At 36.1% G+C, this 20,828-nt stretch carries 13 protein-coding genes, 1 pseudogene and 1 riboswitch; of the genes and pseudogenes, 4 read left to right on the top strand and 10 right to left on the bottom strand.

Annotation, left to right across the window (positions count from 1 at the left end):
* Positions 1-195: 195 nt before the first annotated feature.
* The 4 genes from I2490_RS04170 to galU form a co-directional block, all read right to left on the bottom strand.
* The gene (locus I2490_RS04170) at positions 196-1,509 is read right to left on the bottom strand and encodes an aspartate kinase (protein ID WP_206458523.1); all 1,314 of its coding nucleotides are present in this window, start codon (positions 1,507-1,509) and stop codon (positions 196-198) included.
* 162 nt (positions 1,510-1,671) lie between these two features.
* Positions 1,672-2,859, bottom strand: a complete 1,188-nt coding sequence (metK, locus tag I2490_RS04165) for a methionine adenosyltransferase (protein WP_206458522.1) — start codon at positions 2,857-2,859, stop codon at positions 1,672-1,674.
* A gap of 125 nt (positions 2,860-2,984) precedes the next feature.
* Positions 2,985-3,101: riboswitch (SAM riboswitch) on the bottom strand.
* Between the two features lie 76 nt (positions 3,102-3,177).
* Complete coding sequence (locus I2490_RS04160; protein WP_209010600.1) at positions 3,178-3,831, bottom strand: NAD(P)H-hydrate epimerase; 654 nt, start codon at positions 3,829-3,831, stop codon at positions 3,178-3,180.
* 67 nt (positions 3,832-3,898) lie between these two features.
* Positions 3,899-4,786 carry a UTP--glucose-1-phosphate uridylyltransferase GalU gene (galU, locus tag I2490_RS04155; RefSeq protein WP_206458521.1) on the bottom strand — a complete coding sequence of 296 codons (888 nt, stop codon included), beginning with the start codon at positions 4,784-4,786 and terminating at the stop codon, positions 3,899-3,901.
* A gap of 305 nt (positions 4,787-5,091) precedes the next feature.
* On the opposite strand from galU, the gene I2490_RS04150 reads away from it, so the two are divergent.
* Together I2490_RS04150 and I2490_RS04145 are read left to right on the top strand one after the other, a co-directional pair.
* Positions 5,092-6,297, top strand: coding sequence for an IS110 family transposase (locus tag I2490_RS04150; RefSeq protein WP_206458492.1), 1,206 nt, complete (start codon positions 5,092-5,094; stop codon positions 6,295-6,297).
* 210 nt (positions 6,298-6,507) lie between these two features.
* Positions 6,508-7,689, top strand: a complete 1,182-nt coding sequence (locus tag I2490_RS04145) for a hypothetical protein (protein ID WP_206458520.1) — start codon at positions 6,508-6,510, stop codon at positions 7,687-7,689.
* Positions 7,690-7,713: 24 nt separating this feature from the next.
* On the opposite strand, the gene I2490_RS04140 is transcribed toward I2490_RS04145, so the two are convergent.
* Positions 7,714-8,355 carry an undecaprenyl diphosphate synthase family protein gene (locus I2490_RS04140; protein WP_206458519.1) on the bottom strand — a complete coding sequence of 214 codons (642 nt, stop codon included), beginning with the start codon at positions 8,353-8,355 and terminating at the stop codon, positions 7,714-7,716.
* A 177-nt stretch (positions 8,356-8,532) separates the two neighbouring features.
* Between I2490_RS04140 and I2490_RS04135 the strand changes: the two genes are divergently transcribed.
* Entirely contained in the window at positions 8,533-10,101 is a 1,569-nt protein-coding gene (locus I2490_RS04135) for a ClC family H(+)/Cl(-) exchange transporter (protein WP_206458518.1), read from the top strand.
* A 276-nt stretch (positions 10,102-10,377) separates the two neighbouring features.
* On the opposite strand, the gene I2490_RS04130 is transcribed toward I2490_RS04135, so the two are convergent.
* The gene (locus I2490_RS04130; RefSeq protein ID WP_206458517.1) at positions 10,378-11,166 is read right to left on the bottom strand and encodes an N-acetylmuramoyl-L-alanine amidase; all 789 of its coding nucleotides are present in this window, start codon (positions 11,164-11,166) and stop codon (positions 10,378-10,380) included.
* 84 nt (positions 11,167-11,250) lie between these two features.
* Here I2490_RS04130 and I2490_RS04125 point away from each other — a divergent pair, with 84 nt between their 5' ends.
* Positions 11,251-12,567, top strand: a complete 1,317-nt coding sequence (locus I2490_RS04125) for an alanyl-tRNA editing protein (RefSeq protein WP_206458516.1) — start codon at positions 11,251-11,253, stop codon at positions 12,565-12,567.
* Between the two features lie 126 nt (positions 12,568-12,693).
* Here the strand turns inward: I2490_RS04125 and I2490_RS04120 are convergent, their stop codons facing one another.
* The 4 genes and pseudogenes from I2490_RS04120 to I2490_RS04105 form a co-directional block, all read right to left on the bottom strand.
* Positions 12,694-17,067: a M20/M25/M40 family metallo-hydrolase gene (locus I2490_RS04120; RefSeq protein ID WP_206458515.1), complete on the bottom strand. Its 4,374-nt coding sequence runs from the start codon at positions 17,065-17,067 to the stop codon at positions 12,694-12,696.
* Positions 17,068-17,806: 739 nt separating this feature from the next.
* Positions 17,807-19,170: pseudogene (locus I2490_RS04115) on the bottom strand (IS1182 family transposase).
* Between the two features lie 164 nt (positions 19,171-19,334).
* Positions 19,335-19,991: a 3-oxoacid CoA-transferase subunit B gene (locus tag I2490_RS04110; protein ID WP_206458514.1), complete on the bottom strand. Its 657-nt coding sequence runs from the start codon at positions 19,989-19,991 to the stop codon at positions 19,335-19,337.
* The gene (locus I2490_RS04105) at positions 19,979-20,665 is read right to left on the bottom strand and encodes a CoA transferase subunit A (protein WP_206458513.1); all 687 of its coding nucleotides are present in this window, start codon (positions 20,663-20,665) and stop codon (positions 19,979-19,981) included. The genes I2490_RS04110 and I2490_RS04105 overlap by 13 nt, the downstream gene beginning before the upstream one ends.
* Between the last annotated feature and the right edge of the window lie 163 nt (positions 20,666-20,828).

The following is a 20,828-nucleotide window of genomic DNA, read 5'->3' as shown; positions in this document are numbered from 1 at the left end:
CTGTAAAAATAAAACATTTATTTCTCGTTAATATTATAACATTTTCACTTTAAGAAATATTAGGAAATTTCTTAATTTTTATTAAGAAATATATTTTATTAAGATTTAATTCCAAAAAGAAACAAAAAACAAGTATTTTTAAAACCATTCTTTTTTAAAAAATACTTGTTTTTTTCTTTTTATATAATGATGCTTCTATTTTACAAAGGCATTATAAATAGCTTTAATTGCTGTTTCAAAATCTTTATTTTCTACACCGACAATAATATTAATTTCACTGGAACCTTGATCGATCATTCGAATGTTTACCTTTGCTTCATAAAGTGCAGTAAACAATGTTGCCGATACCCCCCTACGATTGGTCATTCCAGCTCCTACCGTTGCTATCAAAGCCATATTATTAAATACATCAATTTTATCCGGTTGTACCTTTCGTTCAATTTCTTCTAAAATTTCATCCAAGGCACGATTGAGCTTTTTATTAGAAACAACAATTGAAATGGTATCAATGCCGCTCGGCAAATGCTCTACAGGAACGTCATAATCTTCTAAAATACTCAATACACGGCGTATGAACCCTCGTTCTGAGGCCATCATATTTTTTGATATCGCAATAACAGAGAAATCTTTACTTCCTGCAATTCCTGTCACAATACGATCAGAGCTACGATCCGGCTCCGATAGAATAATTGTACCCGGATGTTCCGGATCATTGGTATTACGAATGTTAATCGGAATGTTGGCTTCTCTCACTGGATAAACAGCATCCTCATGCAGTACACTTGCGCCCATATAGGACAATTCTCTTAATTCTTGATAAGATACTGTTTTTATCGGTTCCGGATTTTTAATAATACGCGGATCTGCAACTAAAAATCCCGGTACATCCGTCCAATTTTCATAAACGTCTGCCTTTACGGCTTTTGCTACAAGAGACCCGGTAATATCCGACCCGCCTCTGGAAAAGGTCTTAATGCTTCCGTCAGGATACGTTCCAAAAAATCCCGGAATAACCGCTCTTTCATGCTCTGACAAAGCCTTAGAAAGAGCTTCATTGGTCTCTTCATCCAAGAACCTTCCCTTTTCATCAAACTGTACCAAACCGGCAGCATCCACAAAGTCATAGCCTAAATACGCTGCGGTCAATACCGCACTCAAATACTCTCCACGACTTGCGACATAGTCTGCACTGGCACCACTTTCTAGATTCTCTCTAATTTTAACAAATTCCATTTCTAAATTGACATCAACACCAAGATTCATTTCCATCGCACGAAAACGATCGCAAATTACCTGAAACACTTGATCATACGGTACATTGTGTTCTATGTGCGTCTTACACAAATAAAGTAAATCCGTCATTTTATTGTCTTCACTAAAACGTTTTCCCGGAGCGGATACCACCACATATCGTCTATCTGCGTCAGCCTCTATGATGCTCTTGACCTTGGATAGCTGAATGGCGTCTGCTACGGAGCTTCCTCCAAATTTCGCTACTTTCACTCCCATTTGATTGGTTCCTCTCTTAAAATTTCTATTTATATAAAACGGGGTATTTTGCAGGTTACCTTGCATTCACCAAATTTTATTTAATATTTTTCCTATTTTACTGCAAAAAAGGGAAATGGTCAACCATATGTGACCATTTCCCTTTCATTGTATGCTTTTCATTTACAGCTGTGCTTCTTTCCTTAGAATCTCAGCCTTATCTGTTTTCTCCCAAGTCAAATCAATGTCAGTTCTTCCAAAATGTCCATATGCTGCAAGCTTTCTATAAATCGGTCTACGCAGATCCAAATCACGAATAATCGCAGCCGGTCTTAAATCAAAGTTCTTTTCTACCAACTCGGATATCTTTTCTTCAGAAATTTTACCGGTTCCAAAGGTTTCTACTAAAATAGAGACCGGTTTTGCAACTCCAATAGCATAAGCAAGCTCAATTTCACATTTGTCAGCAAGTCCGGCAGCTACGATATTCTTCGCAACATATCGTGCTGCATAAGCTGCGGAACGATCTACCTTTGTAGGGTCTTTTCCGGAGAAAGCACCACCGCCATGTCTTGCATAACCACCGTAAGTATCGACAATGATTTTTCTTCCTGTTAAGCCGGAATCTCCATGTGGACCTCCGATCACAAATCGACCGGTAGGATTTACAAAATACTTTGTATTTTCATCCAAGAGTTCTTTAGGAATAATCGGTGCAATTACGTGTTCAATGATATCCTTTCGAATTTGCTCCTGTGTCACATCTGGATCATGCTGAGTAGAAATAAGTACGGTATCGACACGAGCCACCTTATCCCCATCATACTCAACCGTTACCTGTGTCTTTCCATCCGGACGCAAATAAGATAACTTATTTTCTTTTCTTGCTTTCGTCAATTGCATCGCTAATTTATGAGCCAAAGAAATTGGCATCGGCATTAACTCATCCGTCTCATTGCAGGCATATCCAAACATAATGCCTTGATCTCCTGCTCCAATAGACTCAATGTTATCCTGTAAAGTACCTTCTTTATACTCAAGAGCTTTGTCAACACCCATAGCAATGTCACCGGATTGTTCATCAATTGCAGTCATAACTGCACAGGTATTACCATCATAGCCATATTCACCTTTAGTATAACCGATGTCCTTGATTACATTACGAATAATTTTAGGAATGTCAACATAACAATTTGTACTAATTTCACCAACCACCATTGCCAGTCCCGTTGTCACTGTTGTTTCTGCTGCAACTCTACCATTTGGATCTTGCTCAAAAATTGCATCCAAAATTGCATCAGAGATCTGATCGCACATTTTATCTGGATGTCCTTCTGTTACGGACTCCGATGTAAACAATCTTTTAGCCATTCTTTTTTTCCTCCCTTTACTACTATAAAAAATACGTAAAATACACGTAAGATAGGATACGATATTTCTATTACGAAAAAAGCCTCTTCCGAAGAAGAGGCTATACTATGCATAATACTATCTTCTCCTCATCTCTCAGAATAAAATCTGTAGGACGTAGCACCTTTTCTGTCTGAGATTTCTCAGGCACCTAGGTTGCCGGGCTTCACAGGGCCTATTCCCTCTGCCACTCTTGATAAGGTCTTATTCGATTGTGTAATTATTATATAACCATAAAGCCAGAATGTCAAACACTCGACTACGAATATTTTTCTATTTTTAATCAATTCCAATTCCAACGACTATAATCTCACCACAAAATTTGATTACTTCCTTCAATTTATGAACTGGCTTTAACCTATGAAATACGATTGTTTTATCAGCGATAACCGTATCCACGTCTGGCTGTCCATAATCTCCATTTAATCCGGTTGGGATATCCAAAGAAAAAACTTTGTTTTTCATCCGTGATTTTTCTTCTTTCGCTGTCTCATTTATTAATCTTGCACACATCCGAACTGTATCGTTTAAGTTTCCATGAAATCCAGTTCCATAAATTGCATCAATGATAACACTTGCATTTTTAATAGCTTGAGGAAGAATCTCAAGATGTTTCTCTGCATCAATCATTGAAATTCCTCTCGCTGATAAAATCGCAGCATTGGCAATTGCATCTTCCGTTTTGGGTTGTCCATCAGCCAACACCATCGTTACATTCTGATTCCTTTCTAAAAGATATCTGCCGACAACAAATCCATCTCCGCCATTATTTCCTTTACCGCAAAAAATCACTATATTATTTTTATCTGAAAAAGAATCCTTACTTTTTTCAAAGATAACTTTTGCTGCAGCAGTCCCCGCATTTTCCATCATCTGTCTATAGGAAAGACCTTCCTCATCCGCTTTTTTTCTATTTCTTTCATTTCTTTGCAGGCTACCACCTGATGATATCTCTTATCCATATTCATACCTACCTTTGATTCACACGTATATATAAATACTATTCTTGTAATAATTCTTTTAAATAATCTCGGAATCGAGGGCCAATATCCTCTCGTTTCAGTGCTAACTCAACGGTAGCCTGTAGGAAGCCAAATTTATCCCCTGAATCGTAACGGTTTCCTTTAAAAGCACATGCTAACATGTTTTGCCTTTTTGCAAGCAAACGCAACGCATCAGTCAGTTGAAGCTCTCCCCCGGCACCTGGCTGTATTTCATTTAATAAATGAAATATTTCTCCAGTTATAATATAACGACCAATGATTGCCAAATTAGAAGGAGCATCTTCAAAACTCGGTTTTTCAACCAAATCTTTCACTTGATAAATATTTTCGCCACACGGTTTTGCATCTACAATTCCATACTTTGAAACGTCGTGCTTCTCTACCTCACGTACGCCTAACACAGAACTACCATATTCTTCATATACATCAAGCATTTGTTTGATGCAAGGTACTTCACAATCCATAATTTCATCCGGCAGCAACACCGCTACAGGTTCATCTTCTGCAAAGATACGTCCTTTGTTCACAGCATGTCCCAAACCAAGGGGTGATTTCTGTCGCACAAAATGGATGTCAGCCAAATTAGAGATGTTTCGTACTATCTGCAAAAGCTCTTTTTTCCCCTTTTTGTCCAATTCTTCTTCCATTTCAAAGGATTTATCAAAATGATCCTCAATAGCAGCTTTATCCCTTCCAATGACAATTAATATCTCTTCTATTCCAGCATCAAGAGCTTCCTCTACTATGTATTGAATGGCCGGCTTATCTACAATGGGAATCATTTCCTTCGGCAAAGCTTTTGTTGCCGGTAAAAACCGGGTCCCTAGTCCGGCTGCAGGTATAATTGCTTTTCGTACTTTTTGATATTTTTTCTGCTGTTCCATATCCCAAATTCATTTCCTTTCTACTACAATATATTTATGGTTAATGTGCTTGACAGCCAGTCAGGTCACTATCCATCTTGTTGCTTAAGCTGTTAGAATGTATGGAGCAATAGGTATGGCGTCTTCCTTTCTTGGACTTCGCGTCCGTAAATTAGACTGCTAACCAGCTCCTCATTCGCAGCGTTCGTTTTATGCAGGTTGAACTGCTTCCTACAGTACGTTCGGGTCACACCACAGTAGATGGAATAGGCAATGAGTAAAACTGGTGTTTATCCATTGCAATAATCTATAGGAGTGACAAATTTATGAACGCAGTAGGTATTGATGTTTCTAAGGGCAAAAGCATGATTGCTATTCTCCGCCCATATGGTGAGATTATTTCTTCACCTTTTGAGATTCACCACACTTCAAGTGAAATTAGTTTCTTAATTGAACAAATCAAATCCATTGAAGGTGAATCACGGATTGTCATGGAGCATACTGGTCGTTATTACGAACCATTAGCTCATGAGCTTTCTCAGGCAAATCTTTTCGTAAGTGCCGTAAATCCAAAACTTATTAAAGATTTCGGAGATAATTCTCTCCGTAAAGTCAAGTCTGATAAGGCAGATGCTGTTAAAATAGCTCGTTATGCTCTTGACAGCTGGACTGATTTGAAACAGTATTGTCTTATGGATGAAATACGCAATCAGTTAAAAACAATGAACCGTCAGTTTGGTTTCTATATGAAGCACAAAACGGCTATGAAAAACAACTTTATCGGCATTCTTGATCAAACCTATCCAGGTGTTAATACTTACTTCGATAGCCCTGCCCGTAATGATGGTAGTCAGAAATGGGTTGATTTCGCCACTACATACTGGCATGTGGACTGTGTTCGTAAAATGTCTCTAAATGCTTTCACCGACCATTATCAGAAATGGTGCAAGAGAAAGAAGTACAACTTCAGTAAATCAAAAGCTGAAGAAATCTATGGTGCAGCTAAGGAGCTTATTCCCGTACTTCCTAAAGATGACTTAACCAAACTGATTGTTAAACAGGCTGTAGAACAGCTAAATATCGCCTCTCAAACAGTGGAACAACTTCGTTCTTTAATGCATGAAACTGCATCTAAACTGCCAGAGTACTTTATCGTCATGGAAATGAAAGGCGTTGGTTCGTCTCTAGGTCCTCAGCTAATTGCTGAAATTGGAGATGTTACACGCTTTACTCACAAAGGCGCCATTACAGCATTTGCTGGTGTCGATCCAGGTGTAAATCAATCTGGAACCTATGAACAAAAGAGTGTTCATGCTTCCAAAAGAGGATCTTCTACCTTGCGTAAAACTTTGTTTCAGGTCATGGACGCTCTTATCAAAAATAAGCCACAGGATGATGCCGTGTATCTATTTATGGACAAGAAACGTGCTCAAGGTAAACCTTATTATGTCTACATGACTGCAGGTGCCAATAAGTTCTTACGTATCTACTATGGACGAGTGAAAGAATACTTAGCATCTCTTCCGCAGTAATTACCACATACATACCCTTATTTCAGACCAGCCATATCCGGTGGTCTTTTTGTGATGGTCATATTTCCTCATTGTACTTTTGAAAAAAATCAACTTTTTACTATTGACTTTTTATTTGCAGGCTAATTTTATATTTATTTTAACACATTTATAAAAAAATAGGGTATACTTTATTATTGAGACTATATCAACAATCATGGAGGAAAAAGATTGAACCGTAATGATTTAAAAGTAATTCAAGGTGGCGGAAGTAACACCGTTGCAGTTAGTGAGCGTAAATTTATCTCTGCTTATGTAACCGATACAAGACTCATGGGTGTTGTTGGCTTGCATATTCACTGGATGTTAGAAAGTCCCACATTTTATTCTGATTTTCATCAGTTTTTTTATTTTGATGCAGAAGAATTTGGGCTAGAAACATATAAAAGTGTAATGGGAAACGATGCCTTTGAAATTTCTCTTATTGAAAAAACACTTATTGAAGGTCTTGGTGGTGAGAAAAAAACCTTAAATGAACGAGAATCTCGTTACTTAGTTCAACAATTTGTTAAAGAAACTCAAGCATTAAATGTGACGCCTTGTGAGCCACAAAATGAATATGCATTTTTACTGGAAGATCCAATCTTACTTACTGCAGAAGAACTATTGAATATCGCAAATAAATTATGTACAAAGATGAAATCGCAATATCAAGTGGTCCATTATTATCTAATGCGTACCTTTGGAAGAGATACAGAAGGTGCTTCTTATTTATTAACAAAAAATGCGCATATTGAGGATATTGCCGAGGATAAGGCTTCAACACTTTGTCGAAATACTATTGAAGAGTTTATAAATATGGATGGCTCACTTTCCTATTTATCCGAATCATTAATTGAAGTTGGAAATAACTACAAAATTATTCTTTCAGAAGTAAAATTGGAAGATGAAAAAGTATGTTATGCAAAGAAACGATCTTCATTTTCTGTATCTCCAGCAGAGGTTGCCATGCTTTTGAATCGGCCTGAATTCGTCACATTATTTGAGATTTTGGTCGATCCAGATGAGTTTGAAAGCGAATTTTCTCTTTTTAGTACAGGTGCAATGCAAACACTTCATGATAATGGGAGATTATATTTGGAATTCAATCGAAACAATGACCATGTAACCCGTCGAATCTTTCGATTAAATGAAGATGTACATGGCCTTTATTATATCAGTGACTATGGACAATTGGTCATTGCCGCATATACAAAAGAAGAAATTCGAGATTTGGAAAATCGCTTGCATAAAAGTGGTATTAACCTAATGATTATTCCAACAGCGAAATATGAGTTTAAGGAACCGGTACTTTATGAATTCATCCAAAGTGATTTTGATGACTTCAATGAGTTTATTGATTCCCTACAATGAGATATAAGAAAAGAAATGATGAAATCAACCACCTAAAGTAATGTCTTGGTTTTGATACCAATCTAATGCACGATAAAATTGATTTGGTTCAAAGTCAGGCCACAGTTCCTGCAAAATATAGAAATCAGAGTAAACGGACTGCACCGGTAAAAAACCACTTAATCGGCAATGTCCACCCCAACGTATTATTAAATCAATCCGAGAAATGTCTGCAGAAGCAAGTCCATTCGGATAATTAAGATCCCAGTCCCAACCATAATTTACTAAGAAATTAACGCGTATGCCCCCATTTCCAAATTTTCGACGACTTCGATAAGGAAGTAGTTCTTTTGGAAAGCAGTTCGAACTACTATTACCTACGACTAACAACTCAGCATCTTTTTGTGCTAATGTTTCCACTGCATCAACACAAGCCTTTTGAAAGGCTTGTTTCTGTATCGCCGGTCGCTTCGTATTATCTACAGTAAATCCATAAAGAGTCAGTTCCTCAACACCTAATTGCTTACAGATTTCATATAATTCAAAACCAGGTTCTATTCCAAATTCATAACCCATTTGCTTTTCCATGCTATGCTGCTTTGCCCACCTGCGATTTCCATCCGGAATCACACCAATGTGTTTGGGGATACGCTTCCATGTCTGATTATCATTGTTGTTTAACTCCATAAATGCATTAAACTCCTTTCTGCCTTATTTTACACATTGAACCAAATGTTATACAAACAATTATTTCTTTAATACGACTATAAAATTCGAATATTTCTAAATTTTCGATATACTTTACAAATTTTAAATTTCTCGCTATGATAAAAGATGAAATGAACAAATATAGGATGTGAAAAAATGAAAAATAATTACAAAGCACTATTTAATACCGATCGGCACATGCTGTTTCTAATAGGGAAAAGTCTTCTAATTGGCATACTCGTTGGTGTAGCTGTAGTTGCCTATCGATGGATTTTAGCAACGTTTGAAGCACTATCGATTCAGATGTATGATTTCTTGTCAACTCATAGTATCGGGGCGTTTTTATTATTCCCAGCTCTGATACTTGCAGGGTATGGTATTGGATTGTTAATCAAAAAATATCCTCTAATTGGTGGAAGCGGAATTCCCCAAGTAAAGGGGATAATGCTTGGACATCTTAAAAATGCTTGGGTATCCACACTTTTTGCTAAATTTTTTGGTGGTGCTATCTGCATATTAGCAGGTTTATCCTTAGGTCGCGAAGGTCCGTCTATCCAATTAGGTGCTTGTGTAGCAGATGGTATTGCTCAGAAATATGGAAAAACCAGGATGGAAAGAAAATTTCTAATGGCAAGTGGTGCAAGTGCCGGACTTGCAGCTGCCTTTAACGCTCCACTAGCTGGTGTAATGTTTACACTAGAAGAAATTTTCAAATATTTCTCTCCCTCGATTTTGCTTTCTACGATGACCGCCGCGGTCACCTCAGATTTTGTCTCAAAGAATGTTTTTGGCTTACAACCAGTATTTCATTTTCCAATTGAAAAATCCATGCCTTTATCCAGCTACTGGATTTTAATTCTACTGGGAATTGTTTTAGGAATTGCGGGAGCATTTTATAATTGGTTCTTGCTGGAAACACAAAAATGGTATAAAAAAATTGATCTTCTTCCAGCGGCAAGCAGACCAGCAATCGCTTTCATTATCGCTGGATTCTTTGGACTCTTCTTTCCTATAGTACTTGGTGGTGGACATAAAATTGTTCCACAGCTTACTCCGGAGTCAGGAATTGTATTTTTACTTATGCTCCTTGTGCTAAAATTTATTTTTTCCATGATTAGCTTTGGTTGCGGTGCTCCTGGTGGCATTTTCTTTCCTCTCCTAATTATGGGCGCTTGCATCGGTGCTATATTTGGAAATGTAGCAGTCAATTTTTTAGGGTTCAGTGATATCTTTTTTTACAATTTTATTATATTAGCTATGGCAGGATACTTTACTGCCATTGTACGTGCACCAATAACCGGAGTTGTTTTAATTGTGGAAATGACTGGTTCCTTCAGCCATATGCTAGCACTGACGGTCGTTTCCTTAGTTGCTTATGTCGTCGCTGATTTATTAAAGAGTCGTCCTATCTATGACTCCTTATTGAAAAATCTCCTAAAAAGTCATAGCTTGTCCCCATATGAAGAAGATAACAGTGTAAAAATTACGATGGAGTTTATTGTACAATTCCATTCTACCGCAGATGGCTCCCAAGTCCGTGACATTACATGGCCATCCGGATGCCTTCTCATTGCTGTAAAGCGTGAAGGAAGTGAAATCATACCAAAGGGTCACACAAAAATCCTTGCAGGTGATTATTTGGTTTGTCTTGCACCCATTAATGAGGAAACAAAAATACGAACACATCTATTACGCTTAACGGAAAGCAGTGAACACTCAATATAGTCATATTCATAAGCTGTAAAGCAATGAACGAATAATATTATGTAAACCAATGTTTGTAAATTTAAGAACAGTTTTCAACAAGTGATAAATGTTTATTTTTTGGGACTTACATTGCTTTTCCACATCAAAAAATAAATTGTATACAATTTTATCCAACGGGGCCTGTGGATAATTAAAATAGCTTGAAACCCTTTGTTTTCAAGCTATTTTAGAAATTATTTATTTTTACAAAAACAAATTATCCACAGGCTGTTCGTATTATGTGCAAACTTGTTCTTATCCTCTATTATCGACGACTTGCAGCGTCTTTTTTTTCTCACGTCCGGTGTACTTCATAATTCCTTCATAAATACAAGCTGCAATCTTCTTTTGATAATTTGGATCTTGTAATCTTTGTTCTTCTTCTCGATTGGAAAGAAAACCACATTCTACAATCACCATAGGTACTGTAGGTTTCTTAAATAGCATCACATCTTTTTTACCAAGTGCCGCTCTCTCTGTTCCATCCTGAATTCCCTGAATCAGTGCTTCTTGTATACACTCTGCAAGACGTTTACTCTCTTCTGTAATCGTTTCATTTTCAATTCCCTTTGGATAAAAGGTTTGTGCTCCATGAACAGAACGGTCCTCTTTAAAACTATTTAAATGAATACTAACTGCAATCAAAGGTTTTACTTCTTGAATCATTTTGATTCTTTCTTTTAAATCTTCCGTTTTCAGGCTTCGAATGCTTCTTTTGTTTTTAATTTCTAACGGTTTTGTTCCATCTCCAACAACATCACTATATAAACCCTTGTCTTTTTCTCTTGTCATAACAACGCGCCAACCGTCAGCAGCTGCAAGTGCTGAAACTTCTTTTGCAATCGCCAGATTAATATCTTTTTCCATAATACCACTCATGCTCACAGCACCGCCATCAATACCTCCATGCCCGGCATCTAAAACAATGGTATCCGAGGCTGATATGAGCTGTACCCCTGTAATTTTCAAATTTCCAAAGGGAACAATCAGTAAAAATAGAACAATTGCAGCCAACGTTGTCGCAAAGCACCATCTCTTTTTCATTATAATCCCGCCTTTCTTCTAGCTAAATATATGAACAAAGCCTCATAGTTTATGATAAAATGGTACAAGGAGAGGAGTTAAACTATGAAAACAGAACGACTATATCAACAAAATGTTTATTTAAAACAATGCGAAAGCACTATTTTAGAAGTTATAACTGATTTAAAAACGATGAAAAATTTGGGAGCAAAAGAACAGCCTAACACCTTTTGCCTTATTTTAGATAAAACTGTATTTTTTCCGGAAGGTGGCGGTCAGCCAAGCGACATTGGATTTATTAATGACTGTCCGGTTTCTTATGTCTTTGAAAAAGATAATATTGTTTATCATCAGCTTGCGTCTCCATCCTCTAGCTTTTTAGGAGCTTCTATTGAGAATGCTTGCGGTAAAACAGTTACATGTCAAATTGATTGGAATCGCCGTTTCTTACATATGCAAATGCATTGTGGAGAGCATATTTTATCCGGTATGTTCTATCAAGAATATGGTGGAGTTAACCGAGGATTTCACATGGGCTCAGATTATATGACCATCGATATCCGTTTAGAGGAAAAACCTGAGTTTACACATTTTACAGAAGATATGGTTTCAAACGTTGAACGCTTAGCAAATAAAGCCATTTGGTCAAACGTACCGGTATCCGTCCATTATTTTCAAAAAAAATCCGAAGCGGAAGTATTTCCAGTTCGAAAAAAGCTAGAAATTGAAGAAAATATTTCTATTGTCTGTGTAGGAAGCAAAGACAATCCAGCAGATTGCGTCGCTTGCTGCGGAACGCATCCATCAACAGCCGGACAAGTCGGGCTTATAAAAATTATCCGAATGGAAAATTATAAAGGAATGACCCGATTTACTGTAAAAGCCGGACAAAACGCATACAATCATTTTGTTTTGGAGCATAAAGTTTTAACACCTTTATGTGAGCGCTTTTCGGCAGAGCCACACCAACTTCTAGAAAAAATAAAAATCCAGGAAAAAAAGAGCAGTGCAGTTCGAAAAGAACTATATGAACTGAAAAAGAAGATGATTGGAAATGAAATTCAAAAAATTGAATCTCTTTATGCTTCTTTATCAACAAATGTTTTATTTCCTCCTTTTAAAGGAAGCTTTTCGAATCCAATCATGATTCAATCCTATGATTATTTTAATACTGATGATCTGCAAACTTTAGGGCGGCACGTAACAGCTTCTATCAAGGGACTCTTAATTCTCGTTTGCGAGCCTGCACTAACCGTGCTTCTCTTCTCAAATGGCAAGCCGGATTGTGGACAACTTGTTCGTGAAAACGCAGATATCTACCAAGGGAAGGGCGGTGGAAACGCCACTTGCGCACGCGCTATATTTACAAAAACAGAAAATTTAGAAACTTACTTGGATTTACTTGAAAAACACTTGCGATAAACTATAAAGATAATATTTTTGATGTATAAAAAAATCGGTACGATTAACAAACGTTAATCGTACCGATTTTATATATACTACCTTCTCATTAGACCATTACATGCCTAAACCTTATATATATTATAACTAATTACTCATACTCTTTAATGCACTTACAATTATACTTGCAGCTTCTCCTCTAGTTGCATTTGCCTTAGGTTTGAAAGAGCCATCCGGATATCCCGAAATCAAGTTTGCCTTTCCTGCTGCTGCAATATAATCCTTTGCCCAATCTGATATTTTATCTTGATCACCAAATGTTGCTTGTGCCAATTCCGGATTAAGCTTCATTGCCTTAACAATCATTACAGCCATCTGCTCTCTTGTAAGAAGGTCATCCGGACCGAATTGATTATCGTTATAGCCAGCTACAATTCCGAATTCTGCTGCTGCTGCAATGTAATCTTTTGCCCAATGATTTTTGGTGTCACTAAATACCCTATCTGTTTTAAGGTCTATCTTGAAAGCTTTTACTAAAATAGTAGCCAATTCCGCCCTTGTAATGTTTTTATTCGGCTTAAATGTTTTATCTGGATACGTAGCAACAGCTCCCATGTTAATTAATTCCTGAATACTTGATTCAGACCAATGATTTTTAATATCACTCGGTGTTGTTTTCGTTGTTTTTTCGGTATCTTTGACATCCTCATTTACAGGTGGAGTTACAGGATTTCCTTGATTACCACTGTTGCTGCTGCCACCGCCACTACTAAGTTTTGTAATTTTTCCAGGTGTGCTGTCATAAATCGCATTTGCCAGCATTCTAAACTGATGTGACGGATGTGCTTTATTTGTAACATGATTTGCAAATAATGTGATACTTGCATCATCCACTTTATCTTGAATAATATATGGTTTGCCTTTTAGCACTTCATGATTTGGCCACCACCCTGCAATATAAAAATCATCTTTATCGCTGATTGTTGCCAGTACTTTAGAAGTCTTAGGTACGCTTTCAATCCATGATGCAGAGTTATTATAAAGAATATCGTTTTCATTATATCTTCCCGTAATCACGTAATCGGTATTCAGATCCGATCTAAGCACACCTTCATAACACTCTGAATACTCTTGCCCTTTATATTCATAAGTAAGCATTCCACAATCAAAACCTGGTAGTAAACCGCTCTCTTCCATCTCACAAAGTGCATATCCACCTACACCAATATAGGATATTCCATTTTCTATTGAATCTTTAACAGCTTCATCTACTACACCATCTTCATCAACAATGACATCGGCTTCATGGTAGGATTCTTCTAAGTCAAAACCTAGTCCCTCCAATACATAGATTAATTCATCTCCAATTGCCACCACCTTTGGATTCTTTAATCTTTTTATTGTGGCTTTCCCGCTAAATGGAGCTAATTCTAGGAAATAGTTATCTTTAACCGTCTCTAAATCTTTCTTAGCAACTACAAAGTCACCTTTTTTATAGTTACTTCCTGATGAATAGGTCATATAAACCAGTTTACCATTTTCAAGAAGTTCGTTTACCGCTTCGATTGCATCATTGTTTGTCGCTTTAATTACAAGTTTATTTACCTTCCACGGAATTTCAGTGGTAGGAATTAATACACTCGTTACTGGTTCTGCTTTTTCTTGGAATGCATCGGCTACTCTCACTTCATATTTATTAAAACCTCTTAAGTCTGGGAAACACATCGTTACTTCTGCATACATTGCAGCAAAATCCGAGAAATCTGAACCATCATATAATACGCAATTTGCAAAGCCACGTTTCGCTTGATGCATATCAACGATAAAACTGCCACTTGGATAGGTTGTATCACCTACGGTTACCGGGGTATTCGTTTTTTGTACCTTAACTCCATTTTTAATTAAGAATTCAGCCATTTCATAAGCTGCCAATGAATTTTTCTGCAATTCACTATTTACTGGTAATACATAATATTCAGGGAAGAAGTTTTCATTTTCTCCTCTAGGTCTTCCAATTGCATCACCATTAGCATTAATTAACCACGGATCAACTTTACGATCATCAATACCCTCAACACCTCTTTTGTAAATTTCTAATTGATTTTTAAATAACTTTTCCTTATTTTCCAAAGCATATTTTAAAGAACCAAAACCTGCATACATAAATGCATCGTTTGACTCCTGATTTAATTCTGGGATTTCGACTGTATGACCTACTGCGCCATGCATCAAGCTTAAGACTGCGGCATACATAGGCGCGCCATCATCCCAGCCATCTCCATAATCAAACATAGGAATTATATAATGATCATAATCAGTATTCGCAATACCTGACTTTCCTAAAGCATGTGCATGCTCAATAGCACCACTCATTAATAAATCATATTCGAAGTTTGGCTCATGAGGCGGTGTACATGGTTCTATCAAAAAGTTAGGAACAAATCCATGAAAATCATTAAAAATCATTGGAGACCATTTTGCAAGTCCTTGAAATACATTTGCAGTTTCAACCTGCGTTTGATAGGTTACATCACGATTTGGATCAAAACCAGCTGCCGTTTCTCGACTATTTGTAAATCTGCCATCTGGATTATTATTTAAATTAAATAATATAATATAATTATCTAGTAATTTCTGAACATCTAATGTAACCATCTCTATATCTTTACTATCCATCTTTTCTCTTTGGAATGTTATTTCATCTAAAGTAGCTAAATTTTTAAGCATATCAATTTGTGCATCCACTCCATTTGCCTCATCGGAATGGATATTGTTAAACCAAATAGCTGGTTTATATACACCTGCTGTTCCCGTTTCAATTTTTTCTATAAATGCAGCAGGTTCTTCCAACATCATCGGCAATGTCTGATTGAGATAGATATCAATGCTATCTTTATCTCTAGCAAACATTACAAACGGGATATCTCTTCCTTGCGCGGATTTTCCCATTGGTGCATATTCTATGTATCGATCTTCCTTCGCAGTTCCAATAATTTCTTCGATTGCAGGGAGAATTTCATCTTGCGTATGATAGGAATCATATGCATTTAACTTAAATATCGTAGTCGCTTCAATATCTTTCGTCTGATCAATTACCTTTAATTCATAATTACCAAGCAATTCTGGATACACTCTTCTTGGGTATGGTCTTCCCTGTAGATTCGTTTTTCCAAAAGGTAATTCACATTTAATCACCGCTTTTACTTTTTCATCTTCAATATATGGCTCTGTAGAGAAATGAATAAAAGGATTTCCTGAAAAAGTACCACTTTTTGTATCAAAAGATTTCCATTCTTCAAAGGATTTTTCACCTAATGTCCATTTTAAATCGGTCAATTGGGGAGCATATCCTAAATCAAATTCGACGTTTACTTCTTTCACTTCCGACATAGACAATAAATTCGTACTTGCAGTAATTGCAATAGGCGGATTTACTTTTACAAGCAAATGTGAAAGTAATGTGGTATATGTATATAATCTGTTTTCGACTCTTCCAGGTAAATTCTCATGCATGAATTCAAGCTCATCTCTTTCTGTATGCATGATTTCACCAAATTGTTCCGTCTCACTTTCTCCAGTTGAATAGTTACCTTCAGAGTCTTTCAGGTCCCAATTTGTGCTTTCAAAATAAATCCAAGGGAAACCTAATTGATCAAATGGATCATGATCACTCCAGTCACCGGTTGTACCTGCTGGATAATCCGGATTTAATCCCTGTTGGGTTATTACATTCAAATCTAAGGTATCTGCTAATTCCAATGTTTGATCGCGGAACCAACCTTTTTCCCCTAAATTTCCATAAACATACATTTTATCGCCAACTAAAACGGTATCCAAATTAATCATAGCAATCGTATTGGATTTTTCCGTTTCACTCATTTCAGATGCATAGTATTGTGAACCTTTTGTTCCCACCTCTTCTGCTCCGAATGCAATAAATTTAATGGTATATTGTGTTTCAATATTTTTAATTGTCTCTGCTGCCCCCAACATAACTGCGACGCCGGATGCATTGTCACTAGCACCTTTCGTATTTACTGAATCATAATGTGCTCCTACAATAATTTGCTTATCTGTTTTGCCAGGTTTTACTGCAATAACATTACTAGACTCATAGCTGCTTCCTTTTCTAGTGTATGTAAATGCTTGTCCAGTCGTTGAATAGCCCAAAGCTTTAAATTCTGCTTCAATATAATCTCTTGCCTGCCTTTCTTCATCTGTCGCAGCAATTCTTGTTCCGATATCCACCGATAACTTTTTCAAATGGCAATACATTGCAGACCCAGTTGTATTATCAACTTCCGGCAAGGTTATTCCTTTTGAAGATAAACTGCTTTTGCTGCTTGTCCAATCTAAATCCTCATCCGCATCCAGTGCACCTATTGGATTTTGATAGTCAAGAAACTCATTCGCTGTATATTGTGTGCCATAAATCATTGTGTCTGTAGCATATGCCGCAGGAGCAAATGATGCTAAGACCATGGCAATCACAATAATGAGTGATAACCGTTTTTTAAACATAGATGATTCCCCCTTTAAAATATTGTATTTTAATCAGCATTTAAAACTGATAAAATCAAATTCTTGCCAAGCAATCATTCTAGTCAGTCTTTAAGGATCTTTACGATATGAATTATACTTTAAATAAAAAACATTTTCTAAAAATATTATTCTTAATTTTTCTAACCATTAAAATCAGATTTCGGTGTCATCATAGTATCTCTTGACTTTTTGTGATACATTCAACAAAAGCAATCTTATTTTCTTTTTCATATGTAATAAATTTAGATCTATCATAATAGATTTACTTTATATCATATAATTAAGGGATTCCATATATCAATCTAAAATTATAGTATATTATTTTGAGATTTAAAATCATTCTATATCGTAGAAAAGAGTGTTGTCAAGCACAATAAATTTTTAAAAAATCAATTATTTTAACTTTTTTAAATAATTATTCATATCTAATTTTCAATTTTTGTTAAATTAATACTATCTTTTTATTTTATTCGTTCTTTTTATTCATTATTTGATATAATATATGATATCATTTATGATTTTTTATACATAAAAAGAAATACAAATTAAGTTACATTTTTTATGTTTTCCAAGATATATAAAAAGGATCCATGCAATTGCATGAATCCTCAGACTGTAGACAAAATACCTTGCTAAATTTATATTCTTATAATTTCTGCAAGGTATTTTCTATTTTTTCTATAAAGCTTTTAAAAAAAGAAAAAATAAAAGGATATCTCTATGCCATTTGATTCCTTCTTTCAGATTTATGAATCCATGTTGCTAGTTTTTTTAGATTCATGGACGCAAAAAGAAGATTCAGTTCCATTTCTATCTTCTGAATCCCTCGATATTGTGTATAACGCATATTATGTTTTTCTTTTGCATCGGCAAAGACTCGCTCAATGGTTTGACTCCGTAGTTTGTAAAGATCTCGATACTTTGGAGTATGACGAATGTCCTCACATTGCTCTATGTAGTTTTCCCATATATGACGTGTGACTACTTTTACATGGTCTTTACTTGCTGTGCATTCTGATAAGGAAGGGCAACTCTTGCAAATTTCTCCTTTACTCTTATATTCCCGATACCCTTCTCTATTTGTTGTAGTATAGTTTAACACTTGGTTTTCTGGGCATACAAAGCAATCATAGTATTCATCATAAGCATATTCGTGTTTTTTAAAATAACCATTTTTTGTCATAGGTCGTTTGTATGGTAGGATAGGAATTCGTTTATCTTTGAGTATTTCTCTAGCAATTGCAGGTGTTTTATATCCGGAATCCATTACAATATTTTTTACACCTTTATATCTTTTTACTTTTTCATAAATCTTTGGGAATGCAACTGAGTCATGTACATTTCCTGGATTTGTATGAAAAGCAAGTATGTAATTGTTTCGATCGCAAGCTACATTTGCAGCATAAGCAAATACTACCTTATGCTTTCCTTTATGAAATACACCGCAATCCGGATCTACGGTACTTTTCTTGATTACTTTTGTCTTTTCTTTGGCTTCCGTTTTTTTTTACAAGCTTGTTTTCCTCGTTCAATGCGATCTTCGTTAATTTCTTTCATTAGTTCTTTTTCATAGTATTTAACGGATTCCAAAACGGTTTCTTTTTCACTGTTATGGTTATTTGCACTTGCTTTAATATGTGTACCGTCAATGAAAATGCTTTCTGAATTAATGAATTCATATTCCATAATTTCAGCAATGACTCTTTGAAAGATTTGTTCGAATAAGTCAGTATTTTGAAACCGACGAGAGTAGTTTTTACCAAAGGTAGAAAAGTGAGGAATTTCTTCCTCTAAACTATAACCAAGATACCATCGATAAGCTACATTCGTTTGAATTTCTTTAATGGTCTGCCTCATGGATCGAATACCAAAGGTATATTGAATGAGGGTAATTTTAATTAAGACGACAGGGTCGATGCTTTCTTTTCCCACATCAGAATACAAATCTTTTACAAGGTCATAAATGAAAGAGAGATTAATCGCAGTATCTATCTTACGAATAATATGATCTTGTGGAACAAGAGAATTCAAGGTTACCATTTGAAATTGATCACGACCTAATAAATCTTTCTTACCCATCATAAAGCAAATACCTCCATGTATTTATACATATATTTTACCATAAATACAATAAAATGTATTACATTATGTAAAAAAAACTGTAGGCAAAGATAGAGATATCCTTGTCTACAGTCTGAGGATCCATGCAATTGCATGAATCCTTTTTATGTTAAATATTTTTTAATTTATTCTTCTTCCATTGGCTTTAAGTCAGGACTGATAATTAATTCACATCCAGTTGCTGCCTTAATTTCATCCAATGTATAGTCCGGATGTAATTCCTTTAATACAATACCTTCTGGAGTTACATCCATAACACCCATTTCAGTAATGATCTTGTCAACAACACCAAGTGCAGTATATGGAAGGGTACACTCTTTTAAAATTTTATGGTTTCCTTTTTGAGTATGAAGCATTGCAATAATAACTTTCTTTGCTCCAACTACAAGGTCCATAGCTCCACCCATACCTGCAACCATTTTTCCAGGTACGATCCAGTTTGCTAAGTTTCCATGTTCATCAACTTCCATTGCACCAAGAACAGTTGCATCTACATGTCCACCTCGAATAATTGAAAAACTCATTGCAGAATCAAAGAAGTTAGCTTCTGGAGCATATGTTACATAAGCCCCACCAGAGTTGATAACGTCAACGTTTTCTTTTCCCGATTCTGCGCTTCCAGAAAGACCTGTAAATCCATTCTCTGATTGAAGAGTAATATGCACACCCTCTGGAAGATAATTAGCAACCTTAGTAGGAAGACCAATCCCAAGATTTGCTACATCACCATCATTAAATTCCTTCGCTGTTCTAGAAGCGATTCTTGCCTTTAAATCTGCCATGGTTTTTCACCTCCAACAATATACTTTGCAAAAACGCCGGACATTGTAAAGGTATCCGGATCCATTTCGCCAACCTTAACTAATTTTTCTGTTCCAATGATTACAGTTTCTGCAGCCATTGCCATTACATAGTTAAAATTCTTAGTCGCTTTAGCACAAGAATAGTTACCGAATTCGTCACAAATAGAAGCACGAATTAATGCAAAATCAGCCTTTAATGGTTTTTCTAAAAGATAATCTTTGCCATCAATATTAAAAGTTTCTTTTCCTTCAGCTACAATAGTACCTACACCGGTTGGAGTTAAAACACCACCAAGACCAGCTCCACCTGCTCTGATTTTTTCAGCCAAAGAACCCTGTGGAACTAAAGTGCACTTTAACGTACCATCATTCATTCCTTTTCCAATCAATGGATTCATACCAACATGGGAAGCGATGATATGGTCAACCATTCCTGCCTCTAATAATTTACCAATACCTCTTGCAGAAGTTCCCTCATTTGCAGGAAGTCCTCCATCATTACCAATTACAGTCAGATGCTTAACACCCTTCTTTACAAGAGCATCAACCAAAATTTCAGGTGAACCTGTGCCTAGAAATCCGCCGACCATAATCGTAGCGCCATCTTTGATGCCAGCTACTGCTTCTTCAGCAGTTCTGATTTTGTTAATCATATATTTTCTCCCTCCATTACTATAATAATATACATCGAAACCACTAATACATTTGTACTAACGGTTTTCAACGCTTTAAAATATAACAATTGGGGCAGGTGAAATAGATACCCGCCCCTAATAGTTTACATCTTTATTTAGACATTTTCCAGCCCTTGTTTGT

The sequence above is a fragment of the Anaerovorax sp. IOR16 genome (assembly GCF_017168145.1).
Classification (GTDB): Bacteria; Bacillota; Clostridia; order Peptostreptococcales; family Anaerovoracaceae; genus IOR16.
The sequence above is the reverse complement of the archived record's forward strand: the minus strand, read 5'-3'. Positions and strand labels throughout refer to the sequence as shown.